The sequence below is a fragment of the Amycolatopsis sp. WAC 01375 genome, assembly GCF_003947325.1.
Taxonomy (GTDB): Bacteria; Actinomycetota; Actinomycetes; order Mycobacteriales; family Pseudonocardiaceae; genus Amycolatopsis.
This window is the reverse complement of record NZ_QHHW01000024.1, coordinates 343,803-361,673: the sequence shown is the minus strand read 5'-3', so window position 1 is coordinate 361,673 and position 17,871 is coordinate 343,803. Positions and strand designations below refer to the sequence as shown.

The window sequence follows — 17,871 nt, the reverse complement described above, 5'->3', positions numbered from 1 at the left end:
AGACATGTCCGACGTCCTGCGCGCCCCCGCCGAACTCAAGTACGCCGAAGAGCTGGATTGGCTCGAGTCGATCGACGACGGCCCCAAACCGTTCGCCTGGCGCCTGTCCCCGAAGATGGTGCGCCTGTTCGTCCTCGGCGCCGAGCGCGCCGACGGCCTCGACCGTGAGATCTCGCAGAAATGGTTCGGCGACCGGAGCATCGTCGAACGCGCCATCGTCACGCTCGCCTCCGACCGCGGGCTGCTGCTGATCGGCGACCCCGGCACCGGCAAGAGCTGGCTCGCGGAACTGCTGGCCGCGGCGATCTCCCGCAACTCGACGCTCGTCGTGCAGGGGACCGCCGGCACCACCGAGGATCACATCAAGTACTCGTGGAACGTCTCCATGGTCATCGCCAAAGGCCAGTCCCGGGAGTCGATGATCCCGTCGCCGATCATGACCGCGATGGAGGCGGGCTCGATCGGCCGGTTCGAGGAGCTGACCCGGTCCACCAGCGACGTGCAGGACGCGCTGATCTCGATCCTGTCCGAGAAGTACATCTCGGTACCGGAACTGGACAGTGACGGCATCGTCTTCGCCAAACCCGGCTTCTCCGTGATCGCCACCGCCAACAGCCGCGACCGCGGCGTCAACGACCTGTCCTCCGCGCTCAAGCGCCGCTTCAACTTCGTCCGCATCCCGGTGGTGACGAACAAGAAGAGCGAGGCGGAGATCGTCCGCTTCCGCACCGAGGAACTGCTGCGCCGCCACCAGATCGAGCTGGACGTGCCGCCGACCCTGCTCGACGTGCTGCTGCGCAGCTTCGGTGACCTGCGTGCCGCGGCGGCGTCGGCGGGCAGCGACGACGAGAAGCTGGAGTCCGCGTTGTCCACCGCCGAACAGATCGGCGTGCTCGAAGACGCGGTGCTGCACAGCAACTTCTTCGGCGAACAGGCGCTGACCGCCCGAACGCTCGCGTCGTCGCTGGTCGGCTCACTCGCCCGTCGTGAGCCGGAAGACCTGGCGATCCTCAACAAGTACCTGCACGGCGTCGTCGAGCCGCGCAGCAAGGACGAGGGCGGAGACTGGCCGGAGTTCCTCGACGGCGGCCGCGACGCGATCGCCACGCTCTCGTGAGCGGCGCCTTCGAGGCGCTGCGCGGCCAGTTGCAGGAGGCCGCGGCCGCCTTCGCCGACGGGCCCGGCGCGCTGGAGGGCATCCTGCTCGGACTGGTCGACGACGTCGACCGCGCGGTGCGGGAACCGTTGGAGGTCTTCCCGGTCTGTCACCATTCCCCGGCTTCGGCCGTGGCGATGGCCCGGCGGTTGCGGGAGAAGCAGCCGAAGGTGGTGTACCTCGAGCTGTGCGAAGACATGGCGCCCTTGCTGACCGAGCTGCGCAACTGCCGTCTTCCCGTGGCGGTGCAGGCCTTCGCGACGGACGTGAAGGGCTTCCCCGCCGAGTGGGCGCCCTTGTCCGTTGTCGCGCCGATCACCGAGGCTTCGGCCGAGTACCAGGCGATCGCGTACGCCCTCGACACCCCGGGTGTCGAACTCGTCCTCGTCGACCGGTCGGCCGACCACGTCTTCCAGTGGAGCGAAGGCGAATCCGCTCCGGATCCGGACGCGCCGCCCGCGGAGGAAGAGGCCGCGCTGCACGGTGACGCGGTCGGCGTCGAGATCGGTGACCTGCGGCCGCGGTTCGCCGAACTCGAGGAACACCTCCTGCGGCACGGGCGGGTGCGGCACTGGTCGGAGTGGTGGCACCAGTACGTCGAGCTGCCGCTCGGGGACAGCGACCACGACACCTACCGCCAGGTCATGTTCCTGATCGGCAGCCTGTTCCGCCGTCTCGCGCCGGGCGACACCCGGCGCGTGCGGGTGGACGAAGACCGCGAACGCTACATGTGGACCCGCATGCGCGAGCACCTCGCCACTTCGGGTGCGGATCCCGCGGACTGCCTCTACATCTGCGGCGCGTTCCACGCGGCCAGCCGGGTCGCGGAGTTCGGCGTCGAAGGCACGGACGGGTTCGTGATCAGTCCGCGCAGCGCGAGCACCTGGCAGTACGGGCTGATCCCGTCGAGCCACGCCTCGATCGAGGCGCAGTTCGGGCTCGCCGGGGGATCGGTGTCGATCGCCGCGACGGAGTGGGCGAAGAACCTCAAGCGCACCAAGGTGAAGCAGTTCCAGCTGGACGGGCAGGTTGGCGTCCCGAAGCGGAAGAAAGCCGCAGAGCTGCCGGCACAGACGCCGGATCCGGCGTCGTCGGATCAGCTTTCCGGTTTCCTGCAACGGCCTCCGGTGCTCGACCGGCTGGACGAGGCCGAGTTGCTCGGCTGGTCGGTCGAGATCGTGCGGGCGGCGCGCCGCAACGGGTACCTGTCCTCGACGGCCGACGCCATCGCGGTGTTCGAGACCTCGATCCTGCTGGCGGGTTTGCGTGACAGGGCCAAGCCGACGCCGTACGACTTCCAGGACGCGGCGGTCACCTGTATCGAGAAGGACGTCGTGCCCGGCAGACGCGACGTGCGCCGCCTCGTCGAGATCATGATGGGCGGCGACCGGATCGGCCAAGTCGGCTACGACGCGTTGCCGCCGCTGGCACGCGACGTGCACGACAGGCTCGAGCCCCTGAACCTCAAGCTGCAGCAACGAGGTGTGCAGCGGGCGCTGCTCGACATCGCTTCGAGGCCGGAGCTGGAGCCCTGCTCCGATCTGCTGTGGATGCTGCGGTACCTGATGCCGCACGGCGCGGCCCGGCCGATCATGGGGGAGCGGCGGCTCGGTGAACGGCCGATCCAGGAGTCGTGGGATCTGGCGCTGGGCACTCACCAGCGGGCCCTCATCGAGTTGGGCTACGAGGGCGTCAGCATCGAGCAGGTGCTGGAGCAACGGCTTCGTCGTGCCGCCTACCATCCGCAGGCCACCGCGGCGAAGGTGCTCGGAGCGGTCGAGGACGCGACGCTCTACCTGCGCAGCGCCCGGCTGGCGGGGGAGCTGGGCACGCGTGCCCTGGAGGTGCTGGCCACCGAACGCTCCGTCGACGGAGCGCCGGAAGTGCTGCGGCGGGTGCGGAGGCTGCTGGCCCACTACCGGACCAGCGAGCCGGTGCTGCCCCGATGGATCGAGGATTTCGTCAGGACGGGGTACGCGCATTACTGCACCCTGCTCCCGGCGGCCTTCGCCGACGAGGAGGCCGGTGTCGAGCAGGTCGCCGCGATGCTCGGCTTCCTGTTCAGCATGGAGGCGCTCGCCTTGTCGCTGGGGTGCGACCGTACGCAGCTGGAGCTGGCGATCTCCGGATCGCATCCGGAGGAGCCGTCGAAGGTGGCGTTGCTGTGGGCGGCGCAGGTCCAGCTCGGACGCCTCTCGCGCGCGGAACTCCGCGAGCGGTGCGCCGGACTGCTGGCCAACCCGTTGGTGCTGCCCGCTTATCCGCGCTACCTGAGCGGGTTCGTCCACGCGTTGGAACCGGCGCCGGGATTGGCCGACTTCGTCGTCGAGGCGGTGTCGAACGCCTTCTCCGAGCTCCCGGACAGGGTGCTGCTGCCGTGGTTGCCGACGTTGATCACCACGCTGCGGTCCCGGGGCGCGGACCTGGTGCCGCTGCTCGTGCGTGAGGCGGGGCGGATCTTCCCCGGTCGCCTGGCGGCGCTCGATGAATGGGTGCCGCCCTGGAAAAACCAGTCGGAACCGCTTGCCATATTGAGGAAATCGGGCGGGAGCGGGCTCGCGCTGCTGGCCGCGCACCCGGCGGCCTGCGACGCCGTGGCGGGGCTGCTGGGCTGCGACGAGCCTTGGGGGAGCGCCGCACCCACTGGCTTGAGGCTGCTAGAGCGGTACCCGGACTCCGCCGCCGCACTGGAGGAGGTGCTCACCGGGGTGTGAACCCGAGGGCGGTCGCCGGGCATCCGGCGACCGCCCGATCGGTCAGTCGGCGACCCAGCTTCCGTGGAAGCCCAGCGGCACCGGCCTCGGCAGATGGATGCGCGCCAAGGGTTTCGCGGTGAAGTCCTGTGCCGCGAGGATCACCAGGTCCGAGGCGTTGCGGTCGGGATTGTTGACGTAGGCGATGGCATAACCGTCGTCCTCGGACTTGCCGCGGGACGACGGGACGAAGACCGCTTCGCTCGCGTCGGCGCCCCGCCCGAATTGATGCACCTCCGAGCGTCCGTTCCGCAGGTCGTGCTTGATCAGCGCGTTGCCGAAGGTATCGGCGGGCTTGTCCAGGTAGACGTCGAACAGTTCGCCGGGGGAGGCCGAGTAGCCGTACCGGTGCCGTCGTGACACCAGGCTTTCGTTGACCCGCGGGAACTCCTGTGGCCGGTCGTCGAGGACACGGCGCCGCACACGGCCCTGCGCGAGATCGATCGTCCAGCGCTCCAGCACCGGCGGCCCTGACGCCGACGGGCCGCCGAAGCCCTGCTTGCCTGCCACCTCGAACGGTGCCGGCATCGTCGTCAGGTCGACCACCACCGTGGAGCCGTGGTCGTAGGCGTTGAGCGTGTGCGAGTAGAACACCGGATCCACGCCGAACCAGCGGACGGGGCCACCACCGCGTTTCATCACCCCGACCCTCGCCGGGTGATCCGTGTTCCACTTGTAGGGCACGACTTTGCCCGGCTGCGGGTCGAAGGTGACCGGTACGTCGAAGACGACCACATAGTTCTCCGTGAGCCCGAAGTCGTGCATCATCGGGCTGTCAGTGACCGGGATCCGGGTGGTCCGCCCGACGCGGCCGGTCCGGTCGATCATCAGATGCCGTACGTGGTCCCAGGTCGGGTGGTAGGTCACGGCGTGCAGTTCGTCGGCGCGCGCGTCGAACTTGGTGTGCGCGGTGTAGGAGCCCTCCAGTGAGCCGCTGAAATCGAAGGGCCCCAAGGTGTTCAGCTCGCCGTCGAGTTCGTATGGCGGGGCGCCGGACTCCTGCAGGGTGAGGATGCGGCCGTGGTGGCTGATCACGTGGGTGTTCGGCGCGAAATCCTCGGTGGGCACCGGCCACGGGTACCGCTCGCCCAGTTTCGCCGCGACACCGGACGAACGCACCCATCGGTTGCGGTACCACTCGGCCTTCCCGTCGCGCAGCCGGACACCGTGCACCATTCCCTCACCCAGCATCCAGTGGTGAGCGCGCGGATCTTCGAGCCCGAGGGCGTTCGGCCCGGTGCGCAGGTACCGCCCGCAGAGGTCGTTCGGAATGCGGCCGGTGACCGGCAGGCCGAACGCGGTCACCTCCTCCTTCACCGGCGCGAACGCGCCTTCGGCGAACGGGTAACGCGGTTTCGCCGGATTCGTCGCGGCGAACGCGGGCGCGGTGCTCCCGTAGGTCGCGGCGGCTCCTCCGATGGCGAGCGCGGCCGCGCCGCGGAGCACGTTCCGCCTGTTCGGTTCGGTCATGTCGATCCCCCAACTCGGAAACAACTGTGTATGCCATGAACAGTGTATGCCTTTACCTGTTTTGGATGCAACAATGCCCCGATGGACGACGTCGAGATCGGGTTGCTGCCGCCGGGTACCGCGCTGGCCTGGGGGCACGCCCCGGCGCCCCGGCGCGGGCCGAAACCGGGATACAGCCTCGAGCAGATCGTCGACGCGGCCATCGCGCAGGCCGACGCGGAGGGCTACGAGGCACTGTCCATGCCGTCGATCGCCAAACGGCTCGGCATCACCGCCAATGCGCTTTACCGGTACCTGAGCTCCAAGGAGGAGTTGCTCGTCCTGGTCGCCGAAGCGGCCTGGGGGCCGCCGCCGGAACTGTCGTCCGGCGACTGGCGCGCTGCGGTGACGGCCTGGGCTCGCGCGCTTCTCGCACGCTGCCGTCGCCACCCGTGGCTGATCGACCTGCCGGTGCGAAGGGCGCCGAGCACGCCGAATCTGCTGGGGTGGCTGGAAAACTTCCTGGAGGGGATGGCCGGCTCGGGTCTGAACATCCAGGATGCGACCGGCTGCGCCGTCCTCGTGGACGGCTGGGTCCGCAGCACCGCCTCACTGCTGCGAGACGTCAACGCGAGCCCTTCGGATCAGGTCCGGGCTTTGAGCGCGTTCCTGGGGCCGCGTCTCGAAGGCCGAGGCTACCTGCGCGTCGCCGCCGTGATCTCCGGCGAGGCGTACGGCGAAGAAGGTATGGAGGAAGCCGACATCGAGTTCGGTCTCGGCCGCATCCTGGACGGCATCGAAGCGCTCATCGATCGCCGCTGAACACCTCGTCGAGCCGGTCACGAGCCGGCGGACATCGGCGCGAGCGCGGGTCAGGTGGGGTAGGCGCGCAACTGGACATCAAGACGAGATTCGGCCCGACCCGTGTCCGGCGTTGCGGCCCGCGGGACGGTCCGCCGATCGTGCTGCTCTCCGGCGGGATGGGAACGTCACTGTCCTGGTGTCCGCATATCGCCGAACTCGCCGTCCGGCACCGGATCCACGCCGTCGACATGATCGGCGAGCCGGGGCGATCGAGCCAGACCGCGCCCATCGGTCCACGGAGGACTGCGCGGATCGGCTTGCCGAAGTCGTCGATGGGGTGCTCGCGGGAACCGGCCACAAGAAGGTCTGCTTGCCGGCGTTTCGCGAGGCGGCTGGCTCGCCTTGAACCTCGCTACCCGGGCGACCGGCCGGATCGCCGTCGTCGTCACCTTCGAAGCCGCGGGGTTCGGCGCGATCGGCCGGAGCTTCATCTGGTGGAGCTTCCGTGAGATCTTGCCGAAATGGCTGCTCCGGTTGGTGTCGTCCGGGGATCCCGCGGTCCGGCGTACCGTGCGACCTCTGCTTTTCGGTGCCCTCAAATACAAACAGCGCCTCCCTGAAATGCACCTGTTCAGCGACGACGAGTTGTCCGCGATCGACGTGCCCGTCCGGCGACCCGGCTCGGATCACTGAACCCGCACATCGATGTGGAGGTCGTGCCCAAGGCCGCACATGGGTTGTCCCTGGAGAAACCGGTGCTGATCACCGCCCGGACTCTCGAGGCCGCGCATCACGCCAGTACGGCTTCGTGACGCGACCACGACGGCGAACGGCCGAGCAAGGCGACGATCGTGTCCAGGTCGGACGGTCCCTTCTCGTCGACGGCCGGGGCGAAGGCGGCGCCGGGTGTCTTCCGGTTCTTCCCGTCCGGAATCGATTCGGCGAACCGTAGGCCGGCGTCGAGCACCTCTCGCTGGAACTCGAGCGGCAGGCCGAGGGTTTTGGCCACGTCCCAGGAGTGCACCAGGTAGTCAACGAAATGGAAGCCCAGAGCCTGCTCCGCGGTGAAGGTGATTTCGGTGGAGAACTCGGGGAGAGCGAACTTCCGGTCGGCGAGGTCGTGGGGGACGAAGGCGTTCAGGACTCGCTTGACCGAGGCGCGGTAGGTCTCCACGGGGTCGTCGCCCAGTGGGAGCAGGCGCCAGTGGCCGAGGTCGGTCTCGCCCTCGGCCGCGGCGGCGAAGCCGTGGTGCTGAGTGGCCATGTGCGCCAGCAGGCCGTGCAGGGTCCAGGCGCTGCACGGCGTCGGCTTGGTCAGGTCGGCGGGCGTGATCTTGGTGACCAGATCCAGACTGGCCCGGGTCACGATGGCGTCGAGGATGCGGAGTTCATCGATAGGCATACGCATATCATCTACATATGCATACGAGTTCGTCAACCGGTTTCGCGAACCGGGTCGGTATGGTCTGCGCATGGCGGAGCAGGGGAGGCCGGATCTCGCGGCGATGCTCGGCGGGCTGATGCGACGGCTGATGAACGCCGAGACGCCGGTGCTGGCCGAGCACGGGTTGACCATGTGGGGCTACGTGGTGCTGAGCGCGCTCGACGACGGCCCCGTCCGCACGCAGGCCGCCCTCGCGAAGGCGGTCGGCGCGGACAAGACCCGGATCATCGGCACCCTCGACAAACTCCAGGAGGACGGGCTGATCACCCGCGAGCCGGATCCGAAGGACCGCCGGGTCCGGCTGCTGGGGATCACCGAAGCCGGCCGCGCCGCGCGAAGGTCCGCCCAGTCGGAGATCCAGGCGCAGGAGGAGCGGCTGCTCGGACAGCTTTCCGCCGCCGATCGCGAAGCCTTCCTTCGCGCCGCGCGTGTGCTGTCCGAGACGCGGTGGCCGTGAGTCAGCCGAGCGACTCCACGACCATGCCCGCCGGATAGTCCGACGGCGACCGGCGCCACCACGCGCCGAAAGCCTGTGCCAGCCGCCGTGGCACCTCGACCTGCGCGCCGCCTCCGTGGAAGTCGATCGTCACCAGAACGCCGCCGATTTCCGTGGAACCCCAGGGGATCCGCCGGATCAACTTCGCGTAGTCGGCGCTGGCTGACACGAACGTGACCACCTTCGCCGCCCCGATCCGGCGTGCCTCCCCGAGGACGGCGTCTTCGAGCACACCGGACGGCCAGTCGCGGAGCTTGAGTTTCCGGTCGTAGCAGGAGATCGGCTCGTCGGCGCGCAGCAGCCCGTAGCCGCCGCTGAGGATCAGCGTCCGCCCGGACGCGGCGGCCTCGCCCAGGGCGCCGCCGACGTTCCGGTAGAAGTTCCCGTTGTAGCGCAGCCACGCGGGCCGCAACCCGCCGTCGTCGACCTTGGACCTCGCCAGGACATCGGCCCGCGCGCGAAGCATCGCCTCCGGCCAGACAGTGCTGGACTCGGGCAGGTCACCGCCTCGGTTCTTGGCCTTGGAAGGGCCGAGAACGGTCAGCGCCTCGCGCGGATCGATCGCGTCGAGAACACCGGTCGCCTCCATCGAAGGGATCCTATCGGCGACGCGCTGACCGGACGCTGATCGGTCCCGGGCATGCTGGGAGGACCAGACCGCGGAAGGGGGATCATGTCGCCACTCGTCGTGCACGGCTTGTGGTCCCGTGGCCGCGGGATCGTGCTGTGGGGTGAGCACGGCGACCGCCCGGCGACGACGTCGATGCGGCCGTCGAGCGCGGCCCGGCCGCATCCGTTCGCCGCGTCGGTCGCGGATCTGACGGCCCTGCATCCCGGCAAGCCGGCGTCGGCCGTCCTGCTGCTGCCGTCACGGCGCGGCGGACCGGTCGCCTCGCCCGAATTGGGCGCGCGGGGCCGTCCGCAGCGGGAACTGACGCTGGAACCCTGGTCGGTGCCCGCGCTCCTGATCGACCCGTCCGAGCTGGGGGACCTGGCCGACACGGTCAGCTACGGCACCTCCGTCCGTCACCTTCGCGCCGTCGTGCGGCTGGCGGACGACCTGGTGCGCCGCGGCCGGGTGCTTCCCACGCTCGTGCGGAACGAGATCGTGGCGCGGGCGCGCTGGCGGCCGGTGGCCCGCGGTGGCGACGCGGTCGCGGTCCGGGCGCTGATCGCGGCCACCCCACCGGTCGGCCGGGCCGAACACCCCGGACCGGATCCGGCGGCGCTCGTCACCGACGCGCTCCGCACCCTGGTCGACGCCGCGGTCCGCGACCGGCTGGCCGCCGCCGGACACGCCAAGGAAAGTGACGGGCGCGAAGGCCCGTTCGGGTCGTGGCTCCACGCGCTGAAGAGCGCCGACGACCGGATCGGCCAGTCGCCCGGACGGATGGGGATCGTCGCCGAGGGCATCGCCGCCTGGGACGCCGTCGGCGACACCGACCTCACCGAGGGCACCGTCTGCGTCCGGCTCGACGAGGTTCCGACGCTGCACGGCCCGGCCGACGACCCGGACGACCAGACCGGCGACGGGACCAAGTGGCAGCTGCGTTTCCTCCTGCGCTCCACGGCCGACCCCAGTCTTCTGCTCCCGTCCGAGGACGTCTGGTCCGGCAAGGCGGGCGCCAAGTTCACCGACCCCGAAGGCCTCTTCGCCGCCGAGCTGGAGCGGGCCGCCGAGGTGCTGCCGCTGCTCCGCCCCGCGGTCGAAGCCGAGAAGCCGGGCATCTACGACCTCACCGTCGCCGAAACCGTGGAGTTCCTCGACGGCGGCGCGGAGCGACTGGTCGCGGCCGGGTTCGACGTCCAGCTCCCGGCGAGCTGGGGCGGCCGGCGGAAACTCGCGCTCAAACTGTCCGTCCGCGGCGCGCCCGTCGACCAGGCCGCCGTGCACCGGCTCGGGCGGCACCAGCTCGCCTCCTACCGCTGGGCGCTCGCCGTCGGGGAGGACGCGCTGACCGACGAGGAACTCGCCGGGCTCGCCGCCGCGAAGTCGTCGCTGGTGCGGCTGCGCGGCCGGTGGGTGAGCGTGGACCCCGAGCTGCTGCGCGCCGGCCTGGAGTACCTCCGTCGCGAGCCGGATCGCGAGAAACCGCCGCTACCCACCCCGGCGGACCTGCTGGCGTTGCTCCGAGGCGGCTTCGAAGCGCCGCTGCCGGTCACCGAAGTCACCACCGACGGCTGGATCGACGACTTCCTCGCCGGACGACTCCAGCGCACGATCGAGCCGATCGAGCTGCCGCCGACCTTCGCGGCGACGCTGCGGCCCTATCAGAGCCGTGGTGTCGCCTGGCTTTCGTTCATGGCGTCGATCGGGCTCGGGGCCTGCCTTGCCGACGACATGGGGCTCGGCAAGACCGTCCAGCTGCTCGCGCTCGAAGCGATGGAGAGAGCGCAGGACGATACGGGACCGACGCTGCTGGTCTGTCCGATGTCGCTGCTCGGGACGTGGCAACGGGAAGCCGCCAAATTCGCCCCGAAGTTGCGTGTCCACCTCCATCACGGCGCCGATCGCGGCCGCGTGCGGATCGAGGGCGCGGATCTCGTCGTCACCACCTACTCGACCGCCGCCCGCGACGCAGACGAACTCGCCGCCATCCGCTGGCACCGGCTCGTACTCGACGAGGCGCAGGCGGTCAAGAACGCGAACACCGGACCCGCGCAGGCCTTGCGCCGGATCCCGGCCGGGCATCGGGTCGCACTGACCGGGACGCCGGTGGAGAACCGGCTCGCCGACCTGTGGTCGCTTTCGGATCTGCTCAACCCCGGCGTCCTCGGTGGCAGGCAAGAGTTCCGTGAGCGGTTCGAGGTGCCGATCGAGCGCCGGGGCGACCTCGCCGCGGCCACCGAGCTGCGCCGGCTGACCCGGCCGTTCCTGTTGCGGCGCCTCAAAACCGACCCCACCGTGCTCGCGGACCTGCCCGAGAAGATCGAGATCCTGCAGGAATACCGCCTCACCCGCGAACAGGTGACGCTGTACCGCGCGACCGTGGACGAGATGATGACGAAGATCGCCGACAGCGCCGGGGTCAAACGGCGCGGCAACATCCTCGCCGCGATCACCAAACTCAAGCAGATCTGCAACCATCCCGCGCATCTGCTGCACGACGGTTCGCCGATCGGGCACCGCTCCGGCAAGGTCGACCGGCTCGAAGAACTCCTGGCGGAGATCCTGGACTCGGGCGATCGCGCGCTGTGCTTCACCCAGTTCGCCGAGTTCGGCCACCTGCTCGTGCCGCATCTCTCGCACCGGCTGAACGTGAAGATCGCCTTCCTGCACGGCGGGTTGTCGCAGCGGCGCCGCGACTCGATCGTCGAGCACTTCCAGTCGGGCGAGGGGCCGTCGATCCTGCTCGCGTCGCTGAAGACAGGGGGAGCGGGGCTGACCCTCACCGCCGCCACCCACGTCCTGCATCTCGACCGGTGGTGGAATCCGGCGGTCGAGGAACAGGCCACCGATCGCGCGTTCCGCATCGGCCAGCGGCGCAGCGTCCAGGTGCGGAAGTTCGTCTGTCCCGGAACCATCGAGGAACGGATCGACGAAGTCATCACCAAGAAGGAGGCGCTGGCCGATCTCGTCGTCACCGACGGGGAGGACTGGCTCACCGAGCTGTCCACCGATTCGCTGCGCGAGGTCTTCACGCTCGGCCGGGAGGCGGCCGATGACTGAGGGATTCCGCCGGGCGCTCGACGAACTGGGTGTCCACAGAGGACTCGTGCCGCCCTGCACGGTCGATACGCTCATGCTCGGGCCGGGGGCAGCCGTCGCCAGGGTCCGGGTGACCAGGCAACGGTTCTACGAGGTCCGTATCGGCTTGCCGGCGTTCGGCAAACAGGTGTGGACGGCGGTCGCCGCCGCCGTCGTCGCGGACGAGCCCACGAGGACCGCCTTGCTCGACGGACGGGTCCCGGACGGCATCGATCGCTTCTTCGCCGCCGAGCAGGTGCCGCTGTTCCCCGAGGCGGCGTGGGAACTGTCGCTGGACTGCACGTGTCCCGGCACCCGCGTCCCGTGCGATCACCTCGTCGCGGGCCTGATCGCTCTCGAAGCGGACACGGACCCGTTCTCGATCTTCACGCTCCGCGGACGCGATCGCGCGACGCTGCTCGAAGAGATCGGACGGCAGGCGGGTGCGCGCGTGACAGCTCCCGCCGCGGAAGACGAAACAGCAGGGCTCGACGAGGTGATGGACGATTTCTTCGGCTGGGGCCCGGCCGGGGACGTCACGAACAGGCGACGCCCGCCCGCCGGTGATCCGCTGGGGCTGCTCGACGAGGTCCCGCCGCTCAAGGCCACAGTGGACGGAAAATCGGTCACCGCCCTGCTGCGGCCGCTCTACCGGGCGATCACCGGTCAGGAGAAGTAGGCGTCGACGATCGTGTCGTCCACTTCGGACAGAGTGGCGGGCGACCACTTCGGCGCACGGTCCTTGTCGATGATCTGCGCCCGGATGCCTTCGGCGAACTCGGCGGTCGAGAGTGCGTGGGCCGAAATCCGGTATTCCTGCGCCAGCACGGTTTCCAGGTCGGGCATCGCCGCCGCCGACCGGAGCGCCCGCAGGGTCACCTTCAGCGCGGTCGGCGACTTCGCCTCGATCTCCTTGGCGGCGGTGGCGGCCGCGTCACCCCCGGCGTGAAGCCGGGCCAGGACCTCTTCGACGGTGTCCGCCGCGTAGCAGTGGTCGATCCAGGCAGCGTCCGCGGCCAGCGCGCTCGGCGGCGCGGGCTCGGAGATCAGCTCCAGCGCGTCGTCCGTGGGGCGCGACGTGAGCGCGTCGAGCAGGTCCGGGATCCGTTCGCTGGGCACGAAGTGATCGGCGAGTCCACAGTGGATCGCGTCGGGCCCGGATATCGCCCCGGCGGTGAGCGCGATGTGCGTCCCGAGTTCGCCGGGAGTCCGGGACAACAGATACGTGCCGCCGACGTCGGGGACGAAACCGATGCCGGTCTCGGGCATGCCGACGCGGGCGCGTTCGGTGACGATCCGGTGGCTGCCGTGCGCGGAGACGCCGACCCCGCCGCCCATCACGAGCCCGTCCATGAGTGCGAGATACGGCTTGGGGTAGCGCGAGATCAGGAGGTTGAGGCGGTACTCGTCGGCCCAGAACCGCAACGACGCGGTGCCGCCGCCGCGCGCGTCTTCGTAGATGGCGCGGATGTCGCCGCCGGCGCAGAGCCCGCGATCGCCGGCGCCGTCGATCAGCACGGCGCGGACTCCGGGGTCGGCGCGCCACGCTTCGAGGTGGTCGAGCATGGCGAGGACCATGCCATGGTTCAGCGAGTTCAGCGCACGCGGCCGGTTCAGCGTGATCCGGCCGATTCCGCTCTCGACGAGGAACTGGACGTCGTTCACGAAGCCACCCTAAAAGTCGGAAGTCCGACTATGTGGAGCTTGTGGCGTACGCCTCGGACGGGGAAGTCGGTGCTTTGCTAGTGCTAATAACTGCCAGCGGGTGCGAGGTACGGTCTGGTAGTCATCGGTCATGAGCGATGAGCCCACCGCGGCGGAGCTGGCCGACGAACTTCTCGACGTCCTCGCGACCGAGCTCCCTTTGATGGCGACGTTCGACAACGTCCCCGGGCACGACCACGAACTTCGGGACGTGTCGGAGGCGGGCGACGACCGGCTGCGCGAGCGCGCCGTCCGGATCGCCGGGCAGGCCGCCCGGTCCACCGATCCGGACCGGATCACCCTGGGGGTCGTCACTCATCACGCGGAATCGCTCCTGACCAGGCTGGATTCGCGGCTGACGGAATTCATCCTCGCCGATCCGATGGTGGCCGAGGGGATCGGGGTGCTGGCGTGGCTTCCGCAGCTGGAGCCGTCGGGGGAACAGGCGGAGGAGGACTATCTGGACAGGCTGGCCGCTTTCCCGGAGTTCTTCGCGGCACTGGCCGAGCGCCACCGTGCCGGGGTCGCGGCGGGCCGGACCCCGGTGGAACGCGCGGTACACAACGCCGTCGACTACCTGGACCGGATCCTGGCCGCCGAACGCCACCCGGTGCTCGTCCCATCGTTGACCGGCGACCGTGTCGCGCGACGGCAGCGGCTGTTCACCGAGCAGGTGCGACCGGCGCTCGTCGCCTATCGCGAGGTGCTCGCCCGGGAGATCGCCGGACGTGGCCGCCCCGACGACCGGCCGGGTCTCTGCTGGCTGGAGGGCGGCAAGGCGAGTTACGCCGGCTTGGTCAAGACGCACACCACCACCGGGGTCTCGCCGGAGGAACTGCACGAGACCGGTCTCGAACTCGGCCGGGCGCTGGACGAGGAGTACCGGCGGCTCGGTGCGGCCGTGTTCGGCGAGGACGATCCCGCTGCGGTCCGGCTGCGGATGCGCACCGATCCGTCGCTGCGCTGGCGGGACGCGGACGAGATGATCACGACCGCGTCGGAAGCGGTCGCGCGGGCCGCGGCCGCCGCGCCTGGCTGGTTCCGGCGGATACCGTCGGCCGAATGCGTCGTGCGTGCCGTGCCGGAAGCGGACGGGCCCTCCGCCGCGCAGGCGTACTACATGCCGCCGTCGGCCGACGGCAGCCGCCCCGGCGTCTACTCCACCAACACCTACCGGGTGACCGAGCGGTTCCGGTTCATCGCCGAGTCCGTCGCCTTCCACGAAGCCGTTCCAGGGCACCATTTCCAGGCCGGTGTGTCCTACGAGCTCGACGGAGTGCCGCGGCTGCGCAGGCTCGTCCCGCTCTCGGCGTTCGACGAGGGCTGGGCGCTCTACACCGAACGGCTCGCCGACGAGATGGGGCTGTACTCGGACGACGTGATGCGGCTGGGCATGGTCGCCGAAGACTCCTTGCGCGCCGCGCGGCTCGTCGTCGACACCGGACTGCACGCGCTGGGCTGGAGCCGGCAGCGATGCGTGGACTACCTCGCCGGACAGTGCGTGCTCAGCGATGTCGAGGTGCAATCGGAGACCGACCGCTACATCGAATGGCCCGGTCAGGCGCTGTCGTACATGACGGGCAGGCTGGAGATCCAGCGGTTGCGCGCCTTCGCCGAGGAGGAGCTGGGAAAGGCGTTCGACATCCGGGACTTCCACGACGTGGTGCTGAGGAACGGGCAGGTGCCGTTGCCCGTGCTCAGCGACATAGTGCGGGAGTGGGTGGCAGGCACGCGGCGCCGGGAGTGACCCCGGCGCCGCGCGAGCGAGCTCAGTCGCGCTTCGCGAGCATCGCGACTTCGGCGTCGGACAGCGGCCGGTCGTACAGCCGGACGTCGTCCACCGCGCCACGCAGGAAGTCGACCTGCTGACCGCCGTACTGGCCGCGGCCGACCACGGTGTGTCCGGTGCTCGGTGCGGCGGAGCAGGCGTTCTGTGAGGCGACCTTCTGGCCGTCGACGTACAGCGACAACGTGCCCGCCTTGGCGTCGCGGACCCCGGTCAGGTGGTACCAGCGGCCGACTTCCGGCTTCTCCGGCGACAAGGCGCGGAGGCCGACGAAGCTCATCGCCCACCGCTGATCCTGCCCGGAGTACTGCAGGAAGAACGCGCTGTCGCGGCCGGTGTCCTGGCTGACGACGGTCTGGAAGGCGCCGCTCGCTTCATCCAGCTTCGCCCACGCCGAGACCGAGTAGCTGCTCGCCGTGTCGACGAGATTCGCCCCGGTGTCGGCCTGGCCGTTGCCCGTGAAGGCCAGCGCGCCGCCTTCGATACCGCCTGCCCACTGCGTGTTGATCAGCGTGGCGTGCGCGGTGCCGACCGAGTCCTTGGCGCTGGATCCGGTGCCCTCGTTGAACTTGTAGGCGTGCACACCGGCGAGTCCCGGAGTGCCGGGACCCGGGTCGGGTGCGCCGGAACCACTGCCGTCGGCGTTACGGATGATCGCCTGGTTGACCGCGCGCACCTGCGCGAAGTCCATCTTCTTCACCTGCCTGTCGTAGGTGAAGAAACCGTTGACCTCGTGCTCGACATCGGTGATCTGCGTGTAGATCGAGCCGCTGATGCCGCAACTCTGCGCCGACGCGAGCACGTCGCGCTGGTTCTGGACGTAGCGGCTGTTCAGCGTCGCCTGGTCCTTCACCATCTCGTAGGCGTGGCCTTCGCCGAACCACATGTGGTCCTCGACTTCGAGGCCGTAGCCGCCGTGTTCGCCGTCGATCGAGATCCGCTTGGCGTCGGGCATCGGCTTCGCGGGGCCAGGGTAGGCGTGCCAGTCGATGACGTCACCCTTGCCGGAGTCGCCGAGGGAATCGCAGCAGTTGACGCCGCTGTGCGCGTTGACCAGCCGCGTCGGATCCTGGGCCTTGACGTCGTCGGCGATCTTGCCGGTGGTCTCGCGCGACCATTCGCCCCAGCCCTCGTTGAACGGCACGTAGCCGACGATCGAGGTCCAGTTCTTCTTCTGCTCCACCAGTTCCTTCAGCTCGACCTGGAACTGCCGCTGAGCGTCGGCGGGCGGGGGCCCGCCGGTGCGCATCGACGGCATGTCCTGCCAGACCAGCAGCCCGAGTTTGTCGGCGTGGTGGTACCAGCGGTCGGGTTCGGTCTTGATGTGCTTGCGGACCGTGTTGAAGCCGAGGACCTTGTGCTGTTCGAGATCGAAGCGCAGCGCCTGGTCGGTCGGCGCGGTGTAGATGCCGTCCGGCCAGTACCCCTGGTCCAAAGTGGACTGTAGGAACAGGATCTTGCCGTTGAGGGTGAAGCGGAGTTTGCCGTCGGCGCCCTTCGCGGTGCCGAATTCGCGCATGCCGAAGTAGGACGAGACCTTGTCCACGGTGCGTCGGCCGTCCTTGAGCTCGACGTCCAGGTCGTAGAGGAACGGCGAATCCGGTGACCAGAGTTTCGCCTTGGGCACCGGAAGGGAGATCGTCCCGGCAGCGGACGCCTTGCTGCGGCTGACCACCTTCCGGCCGTCGCGGACCACGGCCTCGACGGTCAGCCCGGAGTTCCCGCCGGTGTCGACGGTGAGCTTCAGCGTGGAGGACTTGAGATCGGGGACCATGCCGAGCGTGCCGATGTGCTTCGCCGCGACCGGTTCCATCCACACGGTCTGCCAGATGCCCGAAGCGCCTTCGTAGAAGATCCCGCGGTCGGGGACCAGCCGCTGCTTGCCGACGGGCTGCCAGGTCGCGTCGGCGCGATCCTCGACGCCGACGATGATCTCCTGCTCTCCCTGGGGTTTCAGCGCCGAGGCCACGTCCGCCGAGAACGCGCCGTAGCCGCCTTGGTGCGCGGCCACCTCCTTGCCGTTGACGTAGACCTTCGCCTTGTAGTCGACGGCGCCGAAGTTGATCCGGAGGGTGTTGTCTCTGCCGACGTTCCAGTTCCTGGGCACGGTGAACGTGCGCCGGTACCACATGAAGTCCTCATGCCGCTGGATTCCGGAAAGCGCCGATTCGGTGGGGTACGGGACCAGGATCCTCTCGGCGAGCTTTTCGCCGAAGGGCGGGACCTCGCCGGGGGCGGCGCCGGCGAACTCCCAGACCCCGTTGAGGTTCTGCCAGTTCTCGCGCACCAGCTGCGGCCGCGGGTACTCGGGCAACGCGTTCGAGGGCGACACCTGGTTCGTCCACGGCGTCGTCAGGCGCGGCTTGCCCATCTTCCAGCCGCTCTCCGCGGCCGTCGCGGCTCCCGGCGTCATCGCCAGGGCGGAGACCACCGCGACCGCGGTGACCAGTGATTTCCGGAAGCGTCTCGGCTTTCGGGAGCGGTGTGGTGACAACGTTGACAACATCTGCTCGACACCCTTCTCCGGGGGCGGCCGCCTCGGCGGAGGTGCGCCTCCCGCTGGACTTGTGCAGGCGTGAAACCACGACGCC

Annotated in this window: 13 protein-coding genes; 8 read left to right on the top strand and 5 right to left on the bottom strand. The window is 69.5% G+C overall.

Translation table 11 applies throughout. From position 1 onward, the window contains the following. Positions 1 to 4 precede the first annotated feature (4 nt). Positions 5 to 1,117, top strand: a complete 1,113-nt coding sequence (locus DL991_RS13710; RefSeq protein WP_125784594.1) for an AAA family ATPase — start codon at positions 5 to 7, stop codon at positions 1,115 to 1,117. Continuing rightward, entirely contained in the window at positions 1,114 to 3,870 is a 2,757-nt protein-coding gene (locus DL991_RS13705) for a DUF5682 family protein (protein ID WP_125784593.1), read from the top strand. The genes DL991_RS13710 and DL991_RS13705 overlap by 4 nt, the downstream gene beginning before the upstream one ends. A gap of 42 nt (positions 3,871 to 3,912) precedes the next feature. Here DL991_RS13705 and DL991_RS13700 read toward each other — a convergent pair whose 3' ends face one another. Further along, on the bottom strand, positions 3,913 to 5,379 hold the full coding sequence (locus DL991_RS13700) for a carotenoid oxygenase family protein (RefSeq protein WP_125784591.1): 1,467 nt from the start codon (positions 5,377 to 5,379) through the stop codon (positions 3,913 to 3,915). An 81-nt stretch (positions 5,380 to 5,460) separates the two neighbouring features. Here DL991_RS13700 and DL991_RS13695 point away from each other — a divergent pair, with 81 nt between their 5' ends. After that, positions 5,461 to 6,180 (top strand): TetR/AcrR family transcriptional regulator, encoded by a 720-nt coding sequence (locus DL991_RS13695; RefSeq protein WP_125784589.1) that lies wholly within the window; start codon positions 5,461 to 5,463, stop codon positions 6,178 to 6,180. Positions 6,181 to 6,564: 384 nt separating this feature from the next. Beyond that, entirely contained in the window at positions 6,565 to 6,855 is a 291-nt protein-coding gene (locus tag DL991_RS43310; protein WP_233598830.1) for a hypothetical protein, read from the top strand. Between the two features lie 97 nt (positions 6,856 to 6,952). Here the strand turns inward: DL991_RS43310 and DL991_RS13685 are convergent, their stop codons facing one another. After that, positions 6,953 to 7,564 (bottom strand): TIGR03086 family metal-binding protein, encoded by a 612-nt coding sequence (locus DL991_RS13685; RefSeq protein WP_125784587.1) that lies wholly within the window; start codon positions 7,562 to 7,564, stop codon positions 6,953 to 6,955. A gap of 70 nt (positions 7,565 to 7,634) precedes the next feature. Between DL991_RS13685 and DL991_RS13680 the strand changes: the two genes are divergently transcribed. Then, complete coding sequence (locus DL991_RS13680) at positions 7,635 to 8,063, top strand: MarR family winged helix-turn-helix transcriptional regulator (protein WP_125784585.1); 429 nt, start codon at positions 7,635 to 7,637, stop codon at positions 8,061 to 8,063. Position 8,064: 1 nt separating this feature from the next. Here DL991_RS13680 and DL991_RS13675 read toward each other — a convergent pair whose 3' ends face one another. Further along, positions 8,065 to 8,691, bottom strand: a complete 627-nt coding sequence (locus tag DL991_RS13675) for a hypothetical protein (RefSeq protein ID WP_125784583.1) — start codon at positions 8,689 to 8,691, stop codon at positions 8,065 to 8,067. An 84-nt stretch (positions 8,692 to 8,775) separates the two neighbouring features. Here DL991_RS13675 and DL991_RS13670 point away from each other — a divergent pair, with 84 nt between their 5' ends. Both DL991_RS13670 and DL991_RS13665 read left to right on the top strand, forming a co-directional pair. Further along, positions 8,776 to 11,772 carry a DEAD/DEAH box helicase gene (locus DL991_RS13670; protein WP_125784581.1) on the top strand — a complete coding sequence of 999 codons (2,997 nt, stop codon included), beginning with the start codon at positions 8,776 to 8,778 and terminating at the stop codon, positions 11,770 to 11,772. Then, the gene (locus tag DL991_RS13665) at positions 11,765 to 12,469 is read left to right on the top strand and encodes a hypothetical protein (RefSeq protein ID WP_125784579.1); all 705 of its coding nucleotides are present in this window, start codon (positions 11,765 to 11,767) and stop codon (positions 12,467 to 12,469) included. The genes DL991_RS13670 and DL991_RS13665 overlap by 8 nt, the downstream gene beginning before the upstream one ends. Here the strand turns inward: DL991_RS13665 and DL991_RS13660 are convergent. Next, positions 12,457 to 13,455 (bottom strand): enoyl-CoA hydratase/isomerase family protein, encoded by a 999-nt coding sequence (locus DL991_RS13660; protein ID WP_125784577.1) that lies wholly within the window; start codon positions 13,453 to 13,455, stop codon positions 12,457 to 12,459. The two genes, DL991_RS13665 and DL991_RS13660, sit on opposite strands and share 13 nt — an antisense overlap. A gap of 130 nt (positions 13,456 to 13,585) precedes the next feature. Here DL991_RS13660 and DL991_RS13655 point away from each other — a divergent pair, with 130 nt between their 5' ends. Next, positions 13,586 to 15,241: a DUF885 family protein gene (locus DL991_RS13655; protein ID WP_125784575.1), complete on the top strand. Its 1,656-nt coding sequence runs from the start codon at positions 13,586 to 13,588 to the stop codon at positions 15,239 to 15,241. A 22-nt stretch (positions 15,242 to 15,263) separates the two neighbouring features. Here DL991_RS13655 and DL991_RS13650 read toward each other — a convergent pair whose 3' ends face one another. Next, entirely contained in the window at positions 15,264 to 17,786 is a 2,523-nt protein-coding gene (locus tag DL991_RS13650; protein WP_370306217.1) for a LamG-like jellyroll fold domain-containing protein, read from the bottom strand. Positions 17,787 to 17,871: the final 85 nt, after the last annotated feature.

What these genes read in the sequence shown, in the direction of transcription:
- DL991_RS13710 (WP_125784594.1), top strand. Translation starts at nt 5, where the DNA reads ATGTCCGACGTCCTGCGCGCCCCCGCCGAACTCAAGTACGCCGAAGAG.
- DL991_RS13700 (WP_125784591.1), bottom strand. Translation starts at nt 5,379, where the DNA reads ATGACCGAACCGAACAGGCGGAACGTGCTCCGCGGCGCGGCCGCGCTC.
- DL991_RS13695 (WP_125784589.1), top strand. Translation starts at nt 5,461, where the DNA reads ATGGACGACGTCGAGATCGGGTTGCTGCCGCCGGGTACCGCGCTGGCC.
- DL991_RS13685 (WP_125784587.1), bottom strand. Translation starts at nt 7,564, where the DNA reads ATGCCTATCGATGAACTCCGCATCCTCGACGCCATCGTGACCCGGGCC.
- DL991_RS13680 (WP_125784585.1), top strand. Translation starts at nt 7,635, where the DNA reads ATGGCGGAGCAGGGGAGGCCGGATCTCGCGGCGATGCTCGGCGGGCTG.
- DL991_RS13675 (WP_125784583.1), bottom strand. Translation starts at nt 8,691, where the DNA reads ATGGAGGCGACCGGTGTTCTCGACGCGATCGATCCGCGCGAGGCGCTG.
- DL991_RS13670 (WP_125784581.1), top strand. Translation starts at nt 8,776, where the DNA reads ATGTCGCCACTCGTCGTGCACGGCTTGTGGTCCCGTGGCCGCGGGATC.
- DL991_RS13665 (WP_125784579.1), top strand. Translation starts at nt 11,765, where the DNA reads ATGACTGAGGGATTCCGCCGGGCGCTCGACGAACTGGGTGTCCACAGA.
- DL991_RS13655 (WP_125784575.1), top strand. Translation starts at nt 13,586, where the DNA reads ATGAGCGATGAGCCCACCGCGGCGGAGCTGGCCGACGAACTTCTCGAC.
- DL991_RS13650 (WP_370306217.1), bottom strand. Translation starts at nt 17,786, where the DNA reads ATGTTGTCAACGTTGTCACCACACCGCTCCCGAAAGCCGAGACGCTTC.